Source organism: Clostridium sp. (assembly GCF_018372875.1).
In the GTDB taxonomy this organism is placed as follows: domain Bacteria; phylum Bacillota; class Clostridia; order Clostridiales; family Clostridiaceae; genus Clostridium.
In genome coordinates this window covers 1-19,508 of the sequence record NZ_JAHAIF010000021.1, presented here as the reverse complement: position 1 = coordinate 19,508, position 19,508 = coordinate 1, and the positions used below count along the sequence as shown (strand labels likewise).

Here is a 19,508-nt window from a genome sequence, read left to right as displayed (position 1 = left end):
ATTAAATTAAATTAGATATAAGAATTATTAATGTACTATAACTTATTTTAATACCCATTAGTTTGTTTTTTGTGTATAATTAACTAGTAATGTCGAATCTGAAAACTTTTTCGACATTACTTGTCATAATTTTAACGTAATGTAAAATGTTATTTTTTAAGGGGGATTTTACTCATGAACAAAAAGAGAATTTTAAGCTTAGTTGCTGCTACAATGCTTTCTGTTGCTGTTCTAGCAGGATGCGGAAGCAAAGAAGAAGGAATGAAAGACGGTAAATACGAAGTTGAAACTGCTGCAGCTGATAAAAACGGATACAAATCAACTTTAACTTTAGAAGTTAAAGATGGTAAGATTGTTGCTGCTGACTACGATGAAATAAGCACTGAAGGAGCTTCAAAGCAATCTGATGCAGAATACAACAAGAAGATGAAAGAATTTGGAAAGGTTACAAACCCTGAAGAAGCTTTCCCAGCATTAGAAAAAGCTATCGTTGAAAAGCAATCTGCAGAAGTTGATGCTTTCACTGGGGCTACAAGCTCAAGCAATAACTTCAAGAAATTAGCTGCTAAAGCTATCGAAAATGCTACAGCTGGAAATACTGAAAAGGCTATAGTGGAATAGTTTAATCCATATTTAAAGACTTTAGGGATTCCCTAAGGTCTTTTTTTCTACATATTATATTATCTTTGGGAATACTAAATATAATAAATCTTAGGAGGTAACTTATGAAAAGTAGATGCAAAGCAATCAGCTTATTAATAGGAATTTTTCTTATTTTTTCTCTTATTGGATGTACCAATAGTAACGATGATTCAAAACCACTTTCTAAAACTGAATATTTTATGGGAACTGTTGTAACAGTTACTCTATATGACAATAAAAGTGAAAAAATAATAGATAAAGCTTTTGAAGAAGTAAAGAAAATAGAACAGCTTGTTAGTATAAATATGGAAGGTACTGAACTAGACGAAGTTAATAACAATGCTGGAATAAAACCAGTAAAAGTAAGTGATGATACTTATAATATAATAAAAAAAGGATTAGAGTACTCTAGTCTTACAAATGGTTCCTTTGATATAACTATTGGGCCTTTAGTTAAGTTATGGAGCATTGGCTTACCAGAAGCTAAAGTCCCTACAATAGAAGAAATAAAAGAAAAAATTCAATACATAAATTATAATGATGTTGAACTTAATAATTCCGAAAAAACTGTATTTTTAAAAAAGCCTGGTATGATTATAGACTTAGGTGGAATAGCAAAAGGCTATACTGCAGATGTTATTGCTCAAACTCTAAAAGATGAAGGTGTAGAAAAAGCTATTATCGACTTAGGGGGAAACATTTATGCATTAGGCGAAAAAGCTGAAAACACACTATGGAGAATAGGAATTCAAAATCCTGACCAAACTCGCGGAGAAATAGTAGGATCAATAAATGTAAAGGATAAGTCAATAGTTACCTCTGGAATATATGAACGTTTTATAGAACAAGATGGAGTGAAATATCATCATATCTTATCTCCAAAAAGTGGATATCCTTATGATAATGAAATAGCTGGAGTTACTATAATTAGTGATAAATCTATAGATGGTGATGCCCTTTCCACTTCAGTTTTTTCTATGGGAATAACTAAAGGATTAGAATTTATAAACTCACTACCTGATACCGAAGCAATATTTATAACAAAGGACCACAAGATTTACTTAACAGAAGGTTCTAAAGAAATATTTAAATTAACAAATGATGATTTTCAAATAATAAACTATTAAATATAATAAACAAACTCAACCATTTCGGTTGAGTTTGTTTATTATATTTAATATTATTTTTCTATGTAATTCATAACATGTTTTATTATCATGTTTATGCTTCCATCACCATTACGCTGAATTTCAAATCTGTTATTATCATGATAAACTTCTTCATTTATGTAAAGATCTATATCCTTATCTATCTTAAGTCTTACTCTTTTTAGTTTCTTTTCTACCCATGTTTTATCTACTTGAACATCATCATTTAATCCTTGAGCTTTTACAAAAGTGCAGAACTCCTCTTTTGTTTTTGGCTCATCCTTAAATAATTCATGAGATAACTCATCTATGTTAACTATATCCTCTTCCTTAAGTTTTCCCTTTACAGTAGTTCTTACTTTTTCTGCAGTAACAGCATCTTCAACAAAGTTCTTTCTAGTCCACGTCTCTGCAGCTTTTAAAAATGTTTTTGTCATATCTCTTTCATTAGCTACAATAGTACACCCTAAGAAGCTGTTTATAAAGTAATTAGCCCCATACTCATCATCTTCTTTACTCTTTTTCTGTTTATCTAGCACCATTAAATTATATGTATCCTCTTCTTTTATAGGTTTTATAAATGCTGCTTTTTGTATCTTTTGGCTACTTCCAGGTAAACCTGCTGATTGTGGAACTATACCAATTCCAATCTTATTATCAACAAATTCTATTTCATGGGTAAAATTCTTTACATAATCCATCTTTAATATAGCAATCATAGGACCTTGATCTGTTATTATAGATGCCACAATTAAATCACAAGAAGGTATATTTACATTTCCCTTCATTATAGAAAATAACTGCCTAGATAACTCTTTAGAAAAAGTAATTAAATCATTATTCTCTCCATTAAGATAATCTTGAACAACTTCTTTAACAATATTTCTCTCCTCATTAAACTTAGCATATTTTAGTTCTTCATCATTGAAACACTTTTCTATATGCTTATATATAAATTTATATGTATCTTCTTCCATCTCCAACTTATATTCGTTTAAGATAGGCTCCATGCTATTATTATCTAATATATGGATAACTGCTTCATTTATATTTATATCATTAACGTAATCCATTATCTTCACCTCTATTATTATTCCATTTATTATTTTAGCAATGAAAATTTATATTAACAAGGTAAAGCAAGTCTTATTTACATAATGGCTTCAGCAATATTATTAGAATGATCCCCTATTCTTTCTAGATTACTTATTAAATCCAAGAACATTGTACTAGAATTAGCATTGCATAATTTTCCATTTAGTCTCTTAATATTATTATTTCTAAGCTTTTTCTCATACTTATCTATTCCTTCTTCTATAACAGAAATATTCTTTGCACCCTCAATATCTTCATTCTTATAACTTTCTATAGCTAAAGTTAATGCATCTAATGTCTTTTTATACATTAATACTACTTCTTCAGTAGCTTCTTCTCCAAAAGAGATTTCTTTATTCATCTTTTCAATTGCCATATCAGCTATATTCTCAGCATGATCTCCAATTCTCTCAATATCATTAATAACGTGGAAAGTAGCACTTAAAATTTTGCTATCCTTCTCTGGTAATTCATGTGATGATAATAGTACAAGATAATCTGTTATCTCTTGTTCTAAATTGTTTATTACCTTTTCTCTCTTATACACTTCTTTTACTTTTTCCTCATTACTATTTAAAAGTGCATCCATTGCCTCTTCAATATTCTTCTTTGCCATCTCACCCATTCTAACTGTTTCTTTATAAGCCTGTCCAATAGCTAATACAGGAGTTTCTAGTAAATTTTTATCAAGATATATTGCTCTATCTGTTTCTACTTCATCCTCTTCATTTTCTGGCATCATAGCATCTACAATCTTTATAAGATATTCACTTAATGGCAATATAATTAATGTTACAGAAACATTGAATATAGTATGTGCATTAGCAACTTGTCTTGCTACATCTTTAGGATTTATATATTCAACTATAATAGCAAGATAGTTTAAGAATGGTAACACTATTATTACACCTATTACCTTAAATAATAAATGTATTATTGCAGCTTTCTTTGCTTTCTTATTTGCGCTAGCTGAAGCTAATAATGCAGTTACGCATGTTCCTATATTACATCCCAATATGATAGGTAATGCTACATGTATATCTATAGAACCCGTTGTTGCAAGAGCTATAAGCATACCTGTAGTTGCTGATGAACTTTGAACTATAGCTGTCATTCCAAGTCCTGCTAGAACTCCTAAGAATCTATTACTCCCCATTATTTCTACAACATTTCTAAATGCATCTGATTGTGTTAATGGCTTCATAGCACCAGACATTATTCCCATTCCTAAAAATAAGATACCAAATCCTAATACAATTGAAGCTAAATCTTTAGATTTCTTTTTCTTTACCGATAATAATGCTATTGCACCAACACCTACAAAAATAGGGGCTAATTGATTTAAATTAAAAGAAACCATTTGTGCTGTTATAGTAGTTCCTATGCATGCCCCCATTATTACTCCAGTTGCTTGACTTAACGTCATTAGCCCAGCATTAACAAAACTTACAACCATTACAGTTGTAGCACTTGAACTTTGTATTACAGCAGTTACAGCTGCTCCAACTAATACTCCAATTACTTTATTCCTAGTTACCTTTTCTAAAATATTTTTCAACTTATTTCCTGCTGCATTTTCTAGGCCATCTCCCATTAGTTTCATACCAAATAGAAACAAACCTAATCCTCCAAATAATTCAATGATCATATTGAACTTGTCCACTATAATATCTCTCCTTCAAAATGCTCTTTTTAACGTATATTTAATATATTTTTAACTTTTCTAACAACATTATAACGTGAATTTAACAATTAGAACATAAAAAAATGTAGAAACACCTAAGGATTTCTACATTTTTTATTTAAATTATATATTTAAATCTACTTATTTATTAATTTTCCATGGATTAAAAGCCTGTTGTTTTCTTGTTCATAGGAGCATGTTGATAAAGTTACTATTTTATCCCCACTGTTAAGTTCATAATCCACAAGTTTATGCATAGACTTGTTCTTAAGTTCATTCAAATACTTTACATACTCTTCATCTGAACTAAAATTAAATCTATATGGATTAGTATTTGCTTGCTCAATATATACTGAAAATATCTCATACTCTAAAGTTCCATCTTTTGTAGTTATATAAAACCTATTGTTTGATTTTGCAAATTCACCATCCTTATAACTATGAAGTGAACCAAACATACTCTTATCCTTCATATAATGTCCATGTATTATTGTATTTTTCTCATTAAAAGGATCTGGATTATCACAGGATATAAATATTCCTCCACCAGCATTATACTCTTTCTTAAAGTTATGAGTAAGATAATAATCATTATCTTCTCCTTGAAGCAATGGGTAATTAACTTTAGTGCCAGGTATCATAATCCATCCTTTAAAATCATTATTTATCTCATAAAGCTTATTATAGTCTTCTTCTTTAAATGCATAAGGTTTAATCTCTTCCTTATCATTTGAATCACTATCATTATTCTCTACTATCTGTGGAGCATACTGTTCAATATCCTTATAGCTATTAGCATTTTTTCTATACTCATTAAAAATAGTAAATAACTCATAAGCTGACCATATAAAAACTACTAAAGCAATAACAAAAATAACTTTTCTAATAACTTCTTTCCATTTTTTACTCATATAAATCCCCCAAAATATCCTTTTATCTACAAATACTATTTAGCTAACTCTAATGCTATCTCCATCATTTCAGTAAAACTATCTTGTCTTTCTTCTGGAGTAGTTTCCTCGCCTTTAAAAATATGATCCGAAATCGTAAGTATTGATAACGCCTCTACACCATACTTAGCAGCTAATGTATATAATTCTGCACTTTCCATCTCTACTGCTAAGCATCCATAATCTGCCCATAGCTTTATTGATACATCAGTATCATCATAGAATGAATCAGATGATAATATATTACCTACTTTTACATTTACCTCCTTACTTTTTGCAATGTTATATGCTTCTAATAGCAACTCAAAGTTAGCTGTTGGAGCATAATCCATTCCATGAAATCTTCTTCTGTTAATTCCTGAATTAGTTGATGCACTTTGAGCTAAAACTATATCCCTAACATTTACGTTTTCATTCATAGACCCTGCTGAACCTATTCTTATTAGTCTCTTAGCTCCATAGAATCTAATTAACTCGTTAACGTATATAGAATGGGATGGTAATCCCATACCTGTACCTTGTACAGAAACTCTTTTACCTTTATATGTTCCTGTGTATCCATACATTCCTCTAACTTCATTGTAGCACTTTGCATTTTCTAAATAGTTTTCTGCTATAAACTTTGCTCTTAATGGATCTCCTGGTAATAATACCGTTTCTGCTATAGCTCCTTCTTCAGCCATTATGTGTAAATGTTTAGCCATAATAAAATCCTCCCAACTAAAATGTAATACATTATTTATTTTTATTATATCCTATTTTAATATGTAAATTCTAATTCCTTTTAAGGTTAAATACAAGACTAGAAATTGTTAAATTTGAAAAACTATATGATATAATAGTAAATAAAATAATTTAATGGAGAGATTATTATGAAAGAATTAGAAACTAGAATAATAAAAATTGATGTAGCTGCCATTAGAAACACACTTATCAAAAATGGCGCTATTAAAGTTAAGGCTGAAAATCAAATAAATGATATATATGACTTTGAAGATGGAAGACTATTGGCTAAAAAAGGTTATGCTAGAATTAGAACTGTATCTGATATATTAAATAATAAAGAGGTTATCTACATAACAGCAAAAAAAATGCTTTCCCAAGGTAAATTTAAGGAGATGGAAGAATATGAATTTGAGGTAGATGACAAAAAAATAGCTGAAGGAATGTATGAAGTACTAGGACTAAAATTACATCAATCTATAAAGAAATATAGGGAGAGCTACCAATTAGAAGACGGACTAGTAGAAATTGATATAAACGATACTACATTCTGCTCTTTTCCATATATAGAAATCGAAACTGATTCAGAAGAAAAGTTAGAAAGAATAGTTAGTCTATTAGGATATACTATGGAAGATACAACTTCTAAAACAATATATGAATTAATTGAAGAAAACAAAGAAAATGAATAATTCTCTAAGAAAAGATAAATAATTAAGGTTGAGAAATTGCTAACGCAATTTCTCTTTTTATTTATAATAAAAAACTCCGCAAAAGCGGAGTTTTCACCAAAGTTATTCATTTTTATAATTATTCATTAAAGTTTCTCTCTTCTCTCTGAAGATTTCTTAAAATACATCATAAGAGTTTCTTTATCGTTATCATGTATGGCCTTTTTTATCAAATCTAACTCTAATTCAAAATTATTGATAGCTTTCAACAAATTATTCTTATTTCCCAGGAAAAGTTCGCTCCATAATTCTTCATTAATATTAGCAATACGAGTTAAATCCCTATAACTATCCCCAATGAAACTTCCTGTATCTCTACCTTCTTCATCACTATTAATTAGCGCTACAGCCATAGCATGTGGTAATTGTGATGTAAAGCCTATCATTTCATCATGAAATTCTGGAGTTATCCTTCTTACTCTTTTAAACCCCATTTTTAATGCAATATTTTCTACTAAATCTAAATTTTCTTTCTTATTTCTTTCTATTGGAGTTATTATATAATTTGCTCCTTTAAATACATCATTAGTTGCAAAATCTATCCCTCTTTTTTCTCTACCAGCCATAGGGTGTCCAAAAACAAAATCTACATTTTCAGGTAAAATTTCAATAATGTCTTTTATAAACATTTCTTTTATTCCAGTTGCATCTGTTATTATAGAGCCAGCCTTGAAACTTTCCTTATTATCCTCAATAAACTTCTTAACTAACTTAGGATAAATTGCTAGTATGGTCAAATCAGCTTCTTTGAAAAAACTTTCTCCAGTCTTACATCCTTCCTTTATTAATCCCAGACTTTTAGCTTTAGTCAATGTATATTCATCTACATCAACACCAAATACATTTTTATATCCAGCCTCTTTTAGTCCCATGGCAAAGGAACCACCAATTACCCCAAGACCTACTATAACAATATTCATTTATAGTCCCCCTAATAAGATTAAATATCTTTACCTTCCATCTTTGCTATAACCTTAATCTTATCCATCAAGTTTTTAAAGCTTTCAGGCTTAATAGATTGTTGTCCATCACTTAAAGCATTTTCAGGATCATTATGAACCTCAATCATTAATCCATCTGCTCCTGCCATAATTGCTGCTTTAGCAAGTGGTTCTACAAGATACCAATATCCTCCTGCATGGCTTGGATCCACTATAATAGGTAAATGAGATAATCTCTTAACCATAGGAACTGCACTTAAGTCTAAAGTATTTCTAGTGTATGTTTCAAATGTCCTTATACCTCTTTCACAAAGAATGACATTTTCATTACCACCAGCCATTATATATTCAGCTGACATCAACCATTCCTCAATAGTTGCTGATAAACCTCTCTTTAAAAGTATAGGTTTATTAGTTTTACCTATTTGCTTTAATAAGTCAAAGTTTTGCATATTCCTTGCACCTATTTGAATTACATCTACATTTTCTACAAAATCATCAATATAATCTGTAGACATTATTTCTGTTACTATTTGAAGACCAGTCTCTTGTTTAGCTACCTTTAATAACTTAAGTCCTTCTAACTCTAAGCCTTGGAAGCTATAAGGTGATGTTCTTGGCTTGAAAGCTCCACCTCTCAAGAAGTTTGCACCTGATGCTTTAACACTCTTTGCTACTTTTACGATCTGTTCTTCGCTTTCAACAGAACAAGGCCCTGCCATTATTCCTAAATGACTTCCACCAATTTTAACTCCATTAACATCTACTATTGTTGGTTCTGGTTTAAATAATTTATTAGCTTTCTTAAATGGCTCTTGTACCTTTAATACTTTATCAACACCATCAATTCTAAGCATCTTATCTGGATCTAATATTCCAGTGTCTCCAACACATCCTATTATGCAATAAGTTGACCCCTTAGAAAGGTTCGTTTGTAACCCCTTTCCTTCAACTATATTTACCACCTTGCTAATTTGTTCATCTCCACATTTAGGGTTCATTATAATAATCATATCTATTCCTCCTGTACTAACCATATTTATTACTACCACCTTTGCTCCATTTAAATTACATATTATAAATTATAATGCCACAAAGGTGTATAAAACAATCCTACTATCCTACATATTAATTTTTTTACATACTTTCTAATGCATTAATTGCTAGTATGTATCCAACTTCTCCAAAACCAGCTATCTGACCTACACATGCTGGTGCAGTAACAGAAATCTTTCTAAATTCTTCTCTTTTATGTACATTAGATAAATGTACTTCAATAGCTGGTATGTCCACTCCTTTAATTGCATCATGAATGGCATAACTATAGTGAGTAAACGCACCTGGATTTATTACTATCCCTTCATATTTTTCAAAATAAGCTTTCTGAATAAAATTAATAATTTCACCTTCTATATTACTTTGAAAAATTTCTACTTGGTGACCTCTTTTTTCACCTTCATCCTTAATGTATTTGCATATATCTTTATAATCTTTTGTTCCATAAATATTTTTTTCTCTTATACCTAACATATTTAAGTTAGGACCATTAATAACCATAATCTTCATAACTTTACTCCTTGATCCTACCATTAAGGCTTTTCTTAATATTATCAATGGTGTCTCTTATAAATCCATCATTTAAAACTTTTATATGGGAAGTTTCTTTATATAATTCATATCTTTCTTCATATAACTTATAAACTTCACCAACTCCATTTTTTAACAAAGGCCTTGAATTTATGTCTACATCTCCAATAATGTTTTCAACAGGCCTATCTATAAACACTACTAAGCTATTACTTCTTAGCATTTTTCTATTTATGGGAGTTTTTATAACTCCACCTCCGGTAGAAATAATACTTTTTCTCTTTTTAGAAAGTTCTTTGCAAGCTTCTGTCTCCCACTTTCTAAATACTTCTTCACCTTCATTAAATAATTCATACACTTCTTTTCCTGATATATCTACTATATATTTATCCATATCATAAAATGTATAATTTAGTTCTTTAGCAAGCACTTTACCTATTGTAGTTTTTCCACATCCAGGCATTCCTATTAAAAACACCTTATCCTTTAACATACTCATGAAAATTCTCCTTTTCTAGTTGAATTCACCATTAAGCTCTTCATAAATAATATTTATTACCTTACTATCTATATTCATGTCTTGCCATATTTCTTGTGCCTTCACCGCTTGCCCTACTAACATATATAATCCATCACAACTTTTTTTACCATTTAATTTAGCTAACCTTAATAACTCTGTCTCTCTTGGGTTATATATTAAATCAACTATAGCTTCAAATCTTTTTATAACCTCTTCACCTACAGGAGATTCTCCTATATTAGGATACATCCCTACTGGAGTTGTATTAATAAGTAAGTCACCTTCTAAGCTCTGTAAATCCGAATAATCAATTATATTAACTTCATCACTCCTATTATTCATTTTATTTCTACTTACTAAAAATAGTTCCTTTACCCCTTTGTCTTGAAGATATGTAACAACTGCTTTTGCAGCTCCCCCTGTTCCTAGTACTACTGCTCTTTTATCCTTAACTTCAATATTATTAATATCTAGCATAAGGCCAAATCCATAATAATCTGTATTATAACCATAAAGTTTTCCATTTTCCAAACTTATAGTATTTACTGCTCCAATCTTCCTAGCTTCATCAGATATAAAATCTAGCTGATACATAATTTCTTTTTTGTAGGGAATAGTTACATTCATGCCTCTTATTCCAAATATCTTTATACTCTCTCCAACCTTCTTCACCTTATCCTTAGGTATAGGAAATAGTTTATAAGCTCCTTCAATTCCTATTAAACCAAATATTCTCTTATGAATTTGTGGTGATAAACTATGAGATAGCTTTTCTCCTAATAAACCATAAAACTCCATACTACACTCCTTAGTTAGTTTTTCTTTCATAAGCACCTAACAATTTAAAGTATGCTGAATTTTCATCTATAAGCCTTAGTGCATTCTTAACTTCTTTACTTTCTATATCCCCTTCAAAATCTAAGTATAAGAAATATCTCCAGGAAGTATCTTTCATTGGTCTAGACTCTATCTTTATAAGGTTAATATTATTTTCTGCAAAATGCCTTAATAATCTATATAATGTTCCTGCTTCATTTTCAAGGGAGAAAACTACACTCACCTTATTTGCCTCTTCTACCACCTTAAGCTCTCTTGATATAACAATAAATCTTGTAAAGTTATCCTTTTGATTATTAATACATTCTTTTATTATTTTAAGTCCATAAATATCTGCTGCTCTTTTACTTGCAATTGCTGCCTTTGTATTATCACTTAGATCTTTAATAAGCTTTGCACTTATTGCTGTATTATGAAAAGGTATAAGCTTCCAATGATGATACTGCTTTAAGAATTCACTACTTTGTTCAATACCTTGTGGATGGGAATATATTTCATCTATTTCTTCTACTATAGAACCTTCTAATCCTACTAAGTGCTGTTCAATTCTAATGCATTCCTCACCTAGAATATAGAATCCGTACTTTCTTAACAAATCATAAGTATCAGATATTCCTCCAGTTGAAGAATTTTCTATAGGAATAATTCCATAATCTACTTCTCCATTTTGAAGAGCAATACATACATCTTCAAATTCTTCATAAGCACTTCTTTCACATTCTTCTCCAAAGAACTTTATTAAAGCTTCTTCTGTAAATGCACCACTTACTCCTGGAAATCCGACCTTCTTATTTTTATTAATACTTTCTCTTGCTATATTTATATCCTTAAACTTTTCCTCATATTGGATTTTTCTTTTTTGTAGACCTCTGCTTATTTCCATAGTTGCATTCATAAATCTAACTACTTCATCTGAATAGTCTTTATTATTTAATGCATCTACTGCTTTTTGGATTACTTCTGTTTCTCTTCCTTTTTGAAGAACTTCTAATTTATTATCTTTTTTATACTTAGCAACATTAAGTACGACATTCATTCTTTTTTCAAACAAACCAGTAAGCTCTCTATCTATATCATCAATCTCTTTTCTATAGTCATCTAAAGCTCCCATCCATATCGCCCCCTTACTAAATCAAGAATTCCTATTGCACATACAGCCTCAACTACAGGTATAGCCCTTTGAACTATGCAAGGATCATGCCTACCTTCAATAATTAAAGATTCATTTTTACGCTCTCTTATATTGATTGTATTTTGCTCTCTTATTATGGATGCAGTTGGCTTTATAGCACACTTAAATATAATAGGCATACCATTTGTAATACCACCTAGTACTCCACCATTATTGTTACTTCTTGTTTTTATTTCATCATTTTCATAGTAAAACTCATCATTAGCTTCTGATCCATATAACTCAGCAATATCAAACCCCAATCCAAACTCTACTCCTTTAACTGCCGGAACTGAAAATAAAAGATGCGATAATGTTGATTCAACTGAATCAAAGAATGGATCACCAAGTCCTGCTTCTATCCCTATAACACTACATTCAATTACCCCTCCAACAGAGTCTCCATTAGATTTAGCTTCTAAAATGACCTTTCTCATTTCCTCTTCCTTTTCAGGCTTTAATAAAGGTAATTCCTTCTTCCTAAGTTCATCTAATAGTTCTCTAGATATGTTGGTATAATCAAATGATTCATCACTTATACTCTTAATCTTCTTTACATGAGCACCAATATATATTCCTTTAGATTCTAATATTTGTTTACATATAGCTCCTGCAAATACTAAAGGTGCTGTAATTCTTCCAGAGAAGTGCCCTCCCCCTCTGTAGTCATTAAAGCCAGCGTATCTTATATTACCTGTGTAGTCAGCATGGCCTGGTCTCATTAAATCCTTTAACTTCCCATAGTCTTTTGATCTTGTATCCCTATTTCTTATCATTCCACAAAGGGGTGTCCCGGTTGTTTTACCTTCAAAGAACCCACTTAGAATTTCAGGAACATCACTCTCTTTTCTTGGAGTAGATAATTTGCTTCTACCTGGTGCTCTTCTCTTCATTTCCTCATCTACTTTATTTAAATCCAACTCTATTCCTGAAGGAAGACCATCTATAGTTATTCCTATAGCATTTCCATGAGACTCTCCAAATATGGATACCTTTATGTTACTTCCCCACATACCACTCATCTAATCTTCCTCCTAGCTTCTTAAAATCTTCAAAAAAGTGTGGATATGATTTTGATACACACTCATAATCCTTTATAACAATAGGAGCCTTACATCTTGTTGAAGCAATAGCTAAAGTCATTGCTATCCTATGATCCTTATGACTCCAAACTTCTACTCCACCTTCTAGTTCCCCAACGCCTTCTATAATTAATCCCTCTGGCTTTTCAGTAACTTTGGCTCCCAATTTATTTAATTCCTGTGCAACTGCTGCAAGTCTATCACATTCTTTAATTCTAAGTCTTCCTGCATTAACAATTTCTGTTTTTCCATTGCTTAATGCTGCCACAACTGATAATACTGGTATAATATCTGGGCATTGAGATGCATCAATTAATGTAGATTTTAAATTCTTAACTTGTCCACTCATTCCTAAATTACTCTTTTCTATTACTACCCCCATTCTTTCTAATATATCAACCACTTCTCTATCACCTTGAAGAGAATCATCTTTAAGATCGAGTATTGTAACCTCATTTCCTAACGCATCGGCTGATAAAAAGAATGCACCTTGAGAATAGTCTCCCTCTACTCTATAGTCTCTACTTCTATACCTTTGATTACCTTTAATAATAAATTCTTTATATTCATTATTTATAACTTTTATGCCAAAGTCCTTCATGGCAGAAATAGTTAAATCTAAATATCCCTTAGATTCTAGCTCTGTTGTAATAGAAATTTTAGAATCTCCATCTAGTAATGGTAATGTAAATAGCAAACCTGTTATAAACTGAGAGCTTATATTTCCTTCTACTTCATAAGTTCCTGCCCTTAATTTCCCTGATACCACTAAATCTAAAACACCATTTAAATAGCTATACTCTATGCCTTGACTATCAAAAATATCATAGTACGTTTTTAACGGTCTTTTTCCAAGGTTCCCTCTTCCAACAAACCTTGTTACACCTTGAAATGCTAGAGAAATAGGTACTAAAAATCTTAATGTAGACCCAGACTCATTACAGTCCACTACCCTTTCAAAATCCCTATCAGCACTTAACTCCTTGCAATTAATTCCTCTTACTTCTAAGTATTCATCCTTCTCCTCAATAACAGCTCCTAAGGCTCTCATACCATTTATAGTTGCTATTATGTCATCTGAATAATCTATATTACTAATTTTACTTAGCCCATCTCCTAATGCTGCACATATTACAGCTCTATGTGCCATACTCTTTGATGGTGGAATTTTCACTTCTCCATTAAGTTTACTTGGATATACCTTTATATCTCCCACTATCTCACCACCTTAAAAAAATCCGATGTAGTATCGTATATAATGCTTTCACCTATACTTTTTAATAAAATTACCTTTAAGACATTTCCTATATTCTTCTTATCTAAAGAAATAGTATCTATAATTTTATTATTATCTTTAATATCAACTTCATATGGAAGGTCATAATTTATAAGAATTTCTTTTATTTCTTCAGATACACCTTTTTCAGTTATACCTTCCCCTTCACTTTTTAAAGAAATATTATACATTCCCATAGCCACTGCTTCACCATGACTATATCCTGTAAAATTATAATATTTTTCTACTGCATGACCTAATGTATGACCAAAGTTTAATAGCATTCTTTCTCCTAAATCTTTTTCATCTCTTTCTACAACAGACTTTTTAATGTAACAGCATTTATATAAAATATCTTCTATATTATTCATAACTTCTTCTCTTGACTTTAATGATTTAAGCATATAGAAGAAATTTCTATCCTTAATGCATCCATATTTAATTACTTCTGCCATCCCATCTTTATAAAATTTTTCAGGTAAAGTATTAAGTACATCAGGATCTATAAACACTCCTTTAGGCTGATAAAAACTTCCTACTAAATTCTTTCCCTTTTCTAAATCTACAGCAACCTTACCACCTACAGAACTATCTACTTGTGCAAGTAAAGATGTAGGAATCTGTACAAAGGAAACTCCCCTTAGGAAAGTGGAGGCTACAAAGCCTCCTAAGTCTCCAATCACGCCTCCACCTAAAGTAATTATAAGTTCTTTTCTAGTTAACTTAAAATCTAAAAGTTCATTATATATACCTGGTAATGTACTAAAGGACTTGGTCTCTTCTCCTGGAGTTAAAACCATTTTTCTAGTCTTATAACCAGCCTTATCTAATTCATCTTTAACCTTAGCACCATAATATTTATCTACATTTTCATCTGTAATTATAAATATCTTTTCACCAAAATATATCTTCTTAAGTTCCTCACCTAACTTGCTTAACAATCCTCTTTCTATTAAGATGTTATAGCTATTTTCTTTTAGATTAACAAATAAATTTCTTTTCACTTATAATCATCCTTCTAATTAAATTTCTCTTCCCACTGCATTAGCAATAACTCTTAATTCTTCTAATAAGTTACCATATACATCTGGCTTAATTGATTGTTGTCCATCACACCATGCATTAGCTGGGTCATTGTGTACTTCAATTATTAAACCATCTGCACCTATAGCTACTGCTGCTTTTGATAGTGGGTCTACCATCCACCACTTTCCTGCTGCATGACTTGGGTCTATTACAACTGGTAAGTGACTTAACTTCTTAACTGCTGGAATAGCACTTAAATCTAATGTATTTCTAGTATATGTTTCAAATGTTCTTATACCTCTTTCGCAAAGAACTATATTTTCATTTCCACCAGCCATTATATATTCAGCTGACATTAACCATTCTTCTATAGTAGCAGATAAACCTCTTTTTAAAAGAATAGTTTTAGATGTCTTTCCTAATTCTCTTAAAAGGTCGAAGTTTTGCATATTTCTTGCACCAACTTGAATAACATCAACGTTCTCTTCAAATACCTCTATATCATATGGTGACATTATTTCTGTTACTATTGGAAGTCCTGTCTTTTCTCTAGCTATCTTTAGTAACTCTAACCCATCATATTTCAATCCTTGGAATGAATATGGTGAAGTTCTAGGCTTGAATGCTCCACCTCTTAAAAAATTTGCCCCTAATTTTTTAACATCTTCAGCAATTGAACAAATTTGTTCTTCTGTTTCAACTGAGCAAGGCCCTGCTATCATAGCAAGTTTCTTTCCACCTATCTTATTTCCGTTTACATCAACAATTGTCGGTTCAGGGTGGAACATTTTATTAGCTTTCTTGAAAGGTTCTGCTACATTCATTACTCTTTCGACATTTCTATTTGCTTCAATTTGCGTAGGATCTAATCTACTTGTATCTCCAACCAACCCTAATATAATTAAATCTTTTCCTACCACTTGATTAACTTCAACCCCTTTGTTTTGAAGAGCCTCTGTTAATCTGTCAATCTCTTTTGGCTCTGTGTTTGGTTTTAAAATTACTATCATGTTTTTGCCCCCTTAAAATATAAAATTTAATTTTATTTAATAAAAAAGAGAGCCTTTAATGAGCTCTCTCTAATAATTACATATAAAAATATTCAACCTTAGCTTAAATTATTAAATACTCATTTGAAAAGAATTATTTATTTTTTTGCAGAAAAAATAGCCAGCGCTAAAGTAAAAGCCCCAGAATATAAAATATATAAAGCTATAAAATTTTGCTACTAATGCTTCTATAATTCCTTTCATAATATCCTCCACAACACATGAAAAACACGGTATCTTTTTTCATTAATTATATCAAACTCACTTCCAGTGTCAATATTCTTTTTATATTTTTTTACAAAATTGGAGAAAGTAATCTTATTATCGATTCTTTCATTTTAAGCCAACTACTTCTTCCATTATACTCTGCTTTAGTAATTAGCTCTGAATCGTTTATATCTGCAAAGAATTGATTTTCCATATCCCTTGCTACATCTGCATCATATATAAAGACATTAACTTCAAAATTTAACTTAAAACTTCGTATATCCATATTAGCTGTTCCTACACTAGCTACTTGCCCATCAACAACCATAGTTTTAGAATGTATAAATCCATTTTCATACGTATATACCTTACCACCAGCTTCAATAATATCCCCTATATAAGCACTTGCTGCCCACTTCATAAATATATGATCGGGCTTTCCTGGTATTATTATTCTAACATCTACACCTGACAAAGCAGCTAACTTTAATGCCTCTAACATAGGTTCATCTGGAACAAAATATGGAGTTTGAAGATATATATTCTTTTTAGCATTATTAATCATTTTAATATAAGCATGCTTGATATATTCTTCTTTATGGTCAGGGCCACTTGTAACTACTTGTATTCCCTTGCCCCCATCTTTATAAGGATGTTTTGGATAAAATACTGTGAAATCATCTAATTTTTCTCCAGAAGCATAACACCAGTCTAAAAGAAATCTTTCATTTAAATCATTTACTGCTTCCCCTCTTATTCTTATGTGAGTATCTCTCCAAAATCCTATTTTGTCATCTAAATTAACATATTCTTTTCCAACATTAAACCCACCAGTATAGCCATACTCACCATCAATAACTACAACTTTTCTATGATTTCTATAGTTAATACGGGTATTTATATGAGGCAATATTCCTGGAAAGAATATTTCGAACTTCCCTCCATTTTGTATATACTTTTTTAAGCTTCTTTTTGTAAGTTTATATGATCCCATACTATCCACTAAAAATCTTACTTCTACGCCTTCAGCAGCTTTCTCTTCTAATATTTTTATTATTTCCTTACCTATACTTTCTTTTCTAAATATATAATATTGAATATGTATGTATTTCTTTGCACCTCTTAAATCTTCTAACAACCTTGCAAATTTATCTTCTCCATCATAATATATTTCAATATCATTTCCTGTAGTATATTTAGCTCCAGAATGATTGTAATTCATTCTCCTTAAATCTAAATATTCATCACTTCCAGAATGCCCTTCACTGGACTCAGTAAACTGAATGGATAATTCCCTTCTTTTATTTTCATCGAGAACTGTTTTCTCTTTAAACAATCTTTCTCTACTAAGATTTTGACCAAGAAGAAGATATATAATAAATCCTATTCCAGGAAGTAATATCATTATTAACAACCATGCCCATGTTGTTGTTGGATCTTTTCTTTCTATAAAGATAAGGGAAAAAGAAAAGACTATATTCATCACTAGAATAAGCACACCTATAGCAATTGCTATTTTCATAATAATTCTATCCTCCTAATTATATTAATTATTAAAATTATATCTTTTTTGAATATAGTAATCAAATTTAAATATATAACTTATATAAACTTTCCGCGAATCTTATTGACATATTTTGTAAATTAAAAGTATACTAAAATTAACTTATATAGGAGGTTTATTATGATTATTTTATTATACACACTTTTGGGTCTTGTGATTTTATTAATTATAGGTTTAATATGTGAGGAGTTTTTATCCTTCATTGAAGATAAAAATTTGAAAGCTCCTGGAGATATGATAAAGTTAAACACTGGTAATATTCATATATTTTCTAAAGGAAACGGAAATAATACCGTTGTATTTACATCAGGTTATGGAGTAACTAGCCCTTATTATGATTACTATAAGCTTCAAGAAAATGCATCTAAATTTTCAAAAACAGCAGTATTTGAACGGTATGGATATGGTTTTAGTGACAATGTAGAATATGATGCTAATATAGATACTATAATTGAAAATTTAAGACAATCTCTAAAAGCATCGGGCCACACTCCTCCATATGTAATAGTAGCTCACTCTATGGCAGGATTAGAGGCATTACGTTTTGCTCAGCTATATCCTAATGAAGTAAAAGGAATAATCATGATTGATGCGTTAAACCCTTGGTTCATAGAACATAAGAAAAAAACAAGTATTATATCGATTCGCTTTTTACAGATTTTAAAATATACTGGTATCTTAAGATTATTAACTTTAACTTCATATTTTAAAAATAAACTTCAATTTAATGATAAGATTGATGAAGTAAATAGAATAAAAAAAGCTTTATTTATAAAAAACTTTTGGAACGAAGATATGATTACAGAACTTAAGAACTTATCTTCTAATTGTGCTAAAGTATTAGATAAATCTCAGTCTATTGGAGATATACCTTTAATTATTCTCACAGCAGAAAACGAAAAAAACTTCAGCAAAGAAGAAAAAGATGCTTGGCTTAACACCCAAAAAGACTTAATCACTTGGTCTTCAAGAAGTAAGCAAGTATTAGTTAAGGGATCTGATCATTTTATTCATCATACTCATCAAGATGTTGTTTTAATTGCAATAAAAGAAATCCTAGAAGATTAATCTTCTAGGATTTTTTCCATTTACTAACCGAAATATCTGTTTAATAATCCCTTGAACGCTTGACCATGTCTAGCTTCATCTTTGCACATTTCATGTACTGTATCATGAATTGCATCTAGGTTTAATTGCTTAGCTAATGTAGCTAAATCCTTCTTACCTTGGCAAGCTCCATGTTCTGCATCAACTCTCATTTGTAAGTTAGTCTTA

Annotated in this window: 19 protein-coding genes and 1 pseudogene; 4 read left to right on the top strand and 16 right to left on the bottom strand. The window is 30.5% G+C overall.

Features of this window, described 5'->3' with window-relative positions:
• Positions 1–174: 174 nt before the first annotated feature.
• Together KIB46_RS08770 and KIB46_RS08765 are read left to right on the top strand one after the other, a co-directional pair.
• The gene (locus KIB46_RS08770; protein WP_156559456.1) at positions 175–621 is read left to right on the top strand and encodes an FMN-binding protein; all 447 of its coding nucleotides are present in this window, start codon (positions 175–177) and stop codon (positions 619–621) included.
• Positions 622–725: 104 nt separating this feature from the next.
• Positions 726–1,769 (top strand): FAD:protein FMN transferase, encoded by a 1,044-nt coding sequence (locus KIB46_RS08765; RefSeq protein WP_156559455.1) that lies wholly within the window; start codon positions 726–728, stop codon positions 1,767–1,769.
• A gap of 53 nt (positions 1,770–1,822) precedes the next feature.
• On the opposite strand, the gene KIB46_RS08760 is transcribed toward KIB46_RS08765, so the two are convergent.
• From KIB46_RS08760 to deoD, 4 genes are all read right to left on the bottom strand, one after another.
• The gene (locus KIB46_RS08760; RefSeq protein WP_156559454.1) at positions 1,823–2,863 is read right to left on the bottom strand and encodes a nucleoid-associated protein; all 1,041 of its coding nucleotides are present in this window, start codon (positions 2,861–2,863) and stop codon (positions 1,823–1,825) included.
• 77 nt (positions 2,864–2,940) lie between these two features.
• The gene (locus KIB46_RS08755; RefSeq protein WP_156559452.1) at positions 2,941–4,548 is read right to left on the bottom strand and encodes a Na/Pi cotransporter family protein; all 1,608 of its coding nucleotides are present in this window, start codon (positions 4,546–4,548) and stop codon (positions 2,941–2,943) included.
• Between the two features lie 158 nt (positions 4,549–4,706).
• Complete coding sequence (gene srtB / locus KIB46_RS08750; protein WP_156559450.1) at positions 4,707–5,480, bottom strand: class B sortase; 774 nt, start codon at positions 5,478–5,480, stop codon at positions 4,707–4,709.
• A gap of 35 nt (positions 5,481–5,515) precedes the next feature.
• A complete protein-coding gene (gene deoD / locus KIB46_RS08745) occupies positions 5,516–6,223 on the bottom strand; it encodes a purine-nucleoside phosphorylase (RefSeq protein WP_291671446.1) in 708 nt (235 codons plus the stop codon).
• A gap of 168 nt (positions 6,224–6,391) precedes the next feature.
• Between deoD and KIB46_RS08740 the strand changes: the two genes are divergently transcribed.
• Positions 6,392–6,934 carry a CYTH domain-containing protein gene (locus KIB46_RS08740; RefSeq protein ID WP_291671445.1) on the top strand — a complete coding sequence of 181 codons (543 nt, stop codon included), beginning with the start codon at positions 6,392–6,394 and terminating at the stop codon, positions 6,932–6,934.
• Positions 6,935–7,059: 125 nt separating this feature from the next.
• Here KIB46_RS08740 and KIB46_RS08735 read toward each other — a convergent pair whose 3' ends face one another.
• The 11 genes from KIB46_RS08735 to cls all read right to left on the bottom strand — a co-directional run bounded on the left by KIB46_RS08735 (position 7,060) and on the right by cls (position 18,191).
• Positions 7,060–7,893, bottom strand: coding sequence for a prephenate dehydrogenase (locus KIB46_RS08735; RefSeq protein ID WP_291671444.1), 834 nt, complete (start codon positions 7,891–7,893; stop codon positions 7,060–7,062).
• Between the two features lie 20 nt (positions 7,894–7,913).
• Positions 7,914–8,927, bottom strand: coding sequence for a 3-deoxy-7-phosphoheptulonate synthase (gene aroF, locus KIB46_RS08730; protein ID WP_291671455.1), 1,014 nt, complete (start codon positions 8,925–8,927; stop codon positions 7,914–7,916).
• A 124-nt stretch (positions 8,928–9,051) separates the two neighbouring features.
• Positions 9,052–9,480 (bottom strand): type II 3-dehydroquinate dehydratase, encoded by a 429-nt coding sequence (aroQ, locus tag KIB46_RS08725; RefSeq protein WP_156559440.1) that lies wholly within the window; start codon positions 9,478–9,480, stop codon positions 9,052–9,054.
• Between the two features lie 4 nt (positions 9,481–9,484).
• Positions 9,485–10,000, bottom strand: a complete 516-nt coding sequence (locus KIB46_RS08720) for a shikimate kinase (protein ID WP_156559438.1) — start codon at positions 9,998–10,000, stop codon at positions 9,485–9,487.
• A gap of 15 nt (positions 10,001–10,015) precedes the next feature.
• The gene (aroE, locus tag KIB46_RS08715; protein ID WP_291671443.1) at positions 10,016–10,819 is read right to left on the bottom strand and encodes a shikimate dehydrogenase; all 804 of its coding nucleotides are present in this window, start codon (positions 10,817–10,819) and stop codon (positions 10,016–10,018) included.
• A gap of 10 nt (positions 10,820–10,829) precedes the next feature.
• Positions 10,830–11,969 carry a prephenate dehydratase gene (gene pheA, locus KIB46_RS08710; RefSeq protein WP_156559434.1) on the bottom strand — a complete coding sequence of 380 codons (1,140 nt, stop codon included), beginning with the start codon at positions 11,967–11,969 and terminating at the stop codon, positions 10,830–10,832.
• Positions 11,957–13,051, bottom strand: a complete 1,095-nt coding sequence (aroC, locus tag KIB46_RS08705; protein WP_291671442.1) for a chorismate synthase — start codon at positions 13,049–13,051, stop codon at positions 11,957–11,959. The genes pheA and aroC overlap by 13 nt, the downstream gene beginning before the upstream one ends.
• Complete coding sequence (gene aroA, locus KIB46_RS08700) at positions 13,029–14,327, bottom strand: 3-phosphoshikimate 1-carboxyvinyltransferase (RefSeq protein WP_291671441.1); 1,299 nt, start codon at positions 14,325–14,327, stop codon at positions 13,029–13,031. Before aroA ends, aroC begins: the two co-directional genes overlap by 23 nt.
• Positions 14,327–15,391 (bottom strand): 3-dehydroquinate synthase, encoded by a 1,065-nt coding sequence (aroB, locus tag KIB46_RS08695; protein WP_156559428.1) that lies wholly within the window; start codon positions 15,389–15,391, stop codon positions 14,327–14,329. The genes aroA and aroB overlap by 1 nt, the downstream gene beginning before the upstream one ends.
• An 18-nt stretch (positions 15,392–15,409) precedes the next feature.
• On the bottom strand, positions 15,410–16,423 hold the full coding sequence (gene aroF, locus KIB46_RS08690; RefSeq protein WP_291671440.1) for a 3-deoxy-7-phosphoheptulonate synthase: 1,014 nt from the start codon (positions 16,421–16,423) through the stop codon (positions 15,410–15,412).
• 334 nt (positions 16,424–16,757) lie between these two features.
• Complete coding sequence (gene cls, locus KIB46_RS08685) at positions 16,758–18,191, bottom strand: cardiolipin synthase (protein WP_156559424.1); 1,434 nt, start codon at positions 18,189–18,191, stop codon at positions 16,758–16,760.
• Positions 18,192–18,353: 162 nt separating this feature from the next.
• Between cls and KIB46_RS08680 the strand changes: the two genes are divergently transcribed.
• Entirely contained in the window at positions 18,354–19,301 is a 948-nt protein-coding gene (locus KIB46_RS08680; protein ID WP_291671439.1) for an alpha/beta hydrolase, read from the top strand.
• A gap of 23 nt (positions 19,302–19,324) precedes the next feature.
• On the opposite strand, the pseudogene KIB46_RS08675 reads toward KIB46_RS08680, so the two are convergent.
• Positions 19,325–19,508 (bottom strand): annotated as a pseudogene (locus KIB46_RS08675) (NADH peroxidase); the annotation flags it as partial.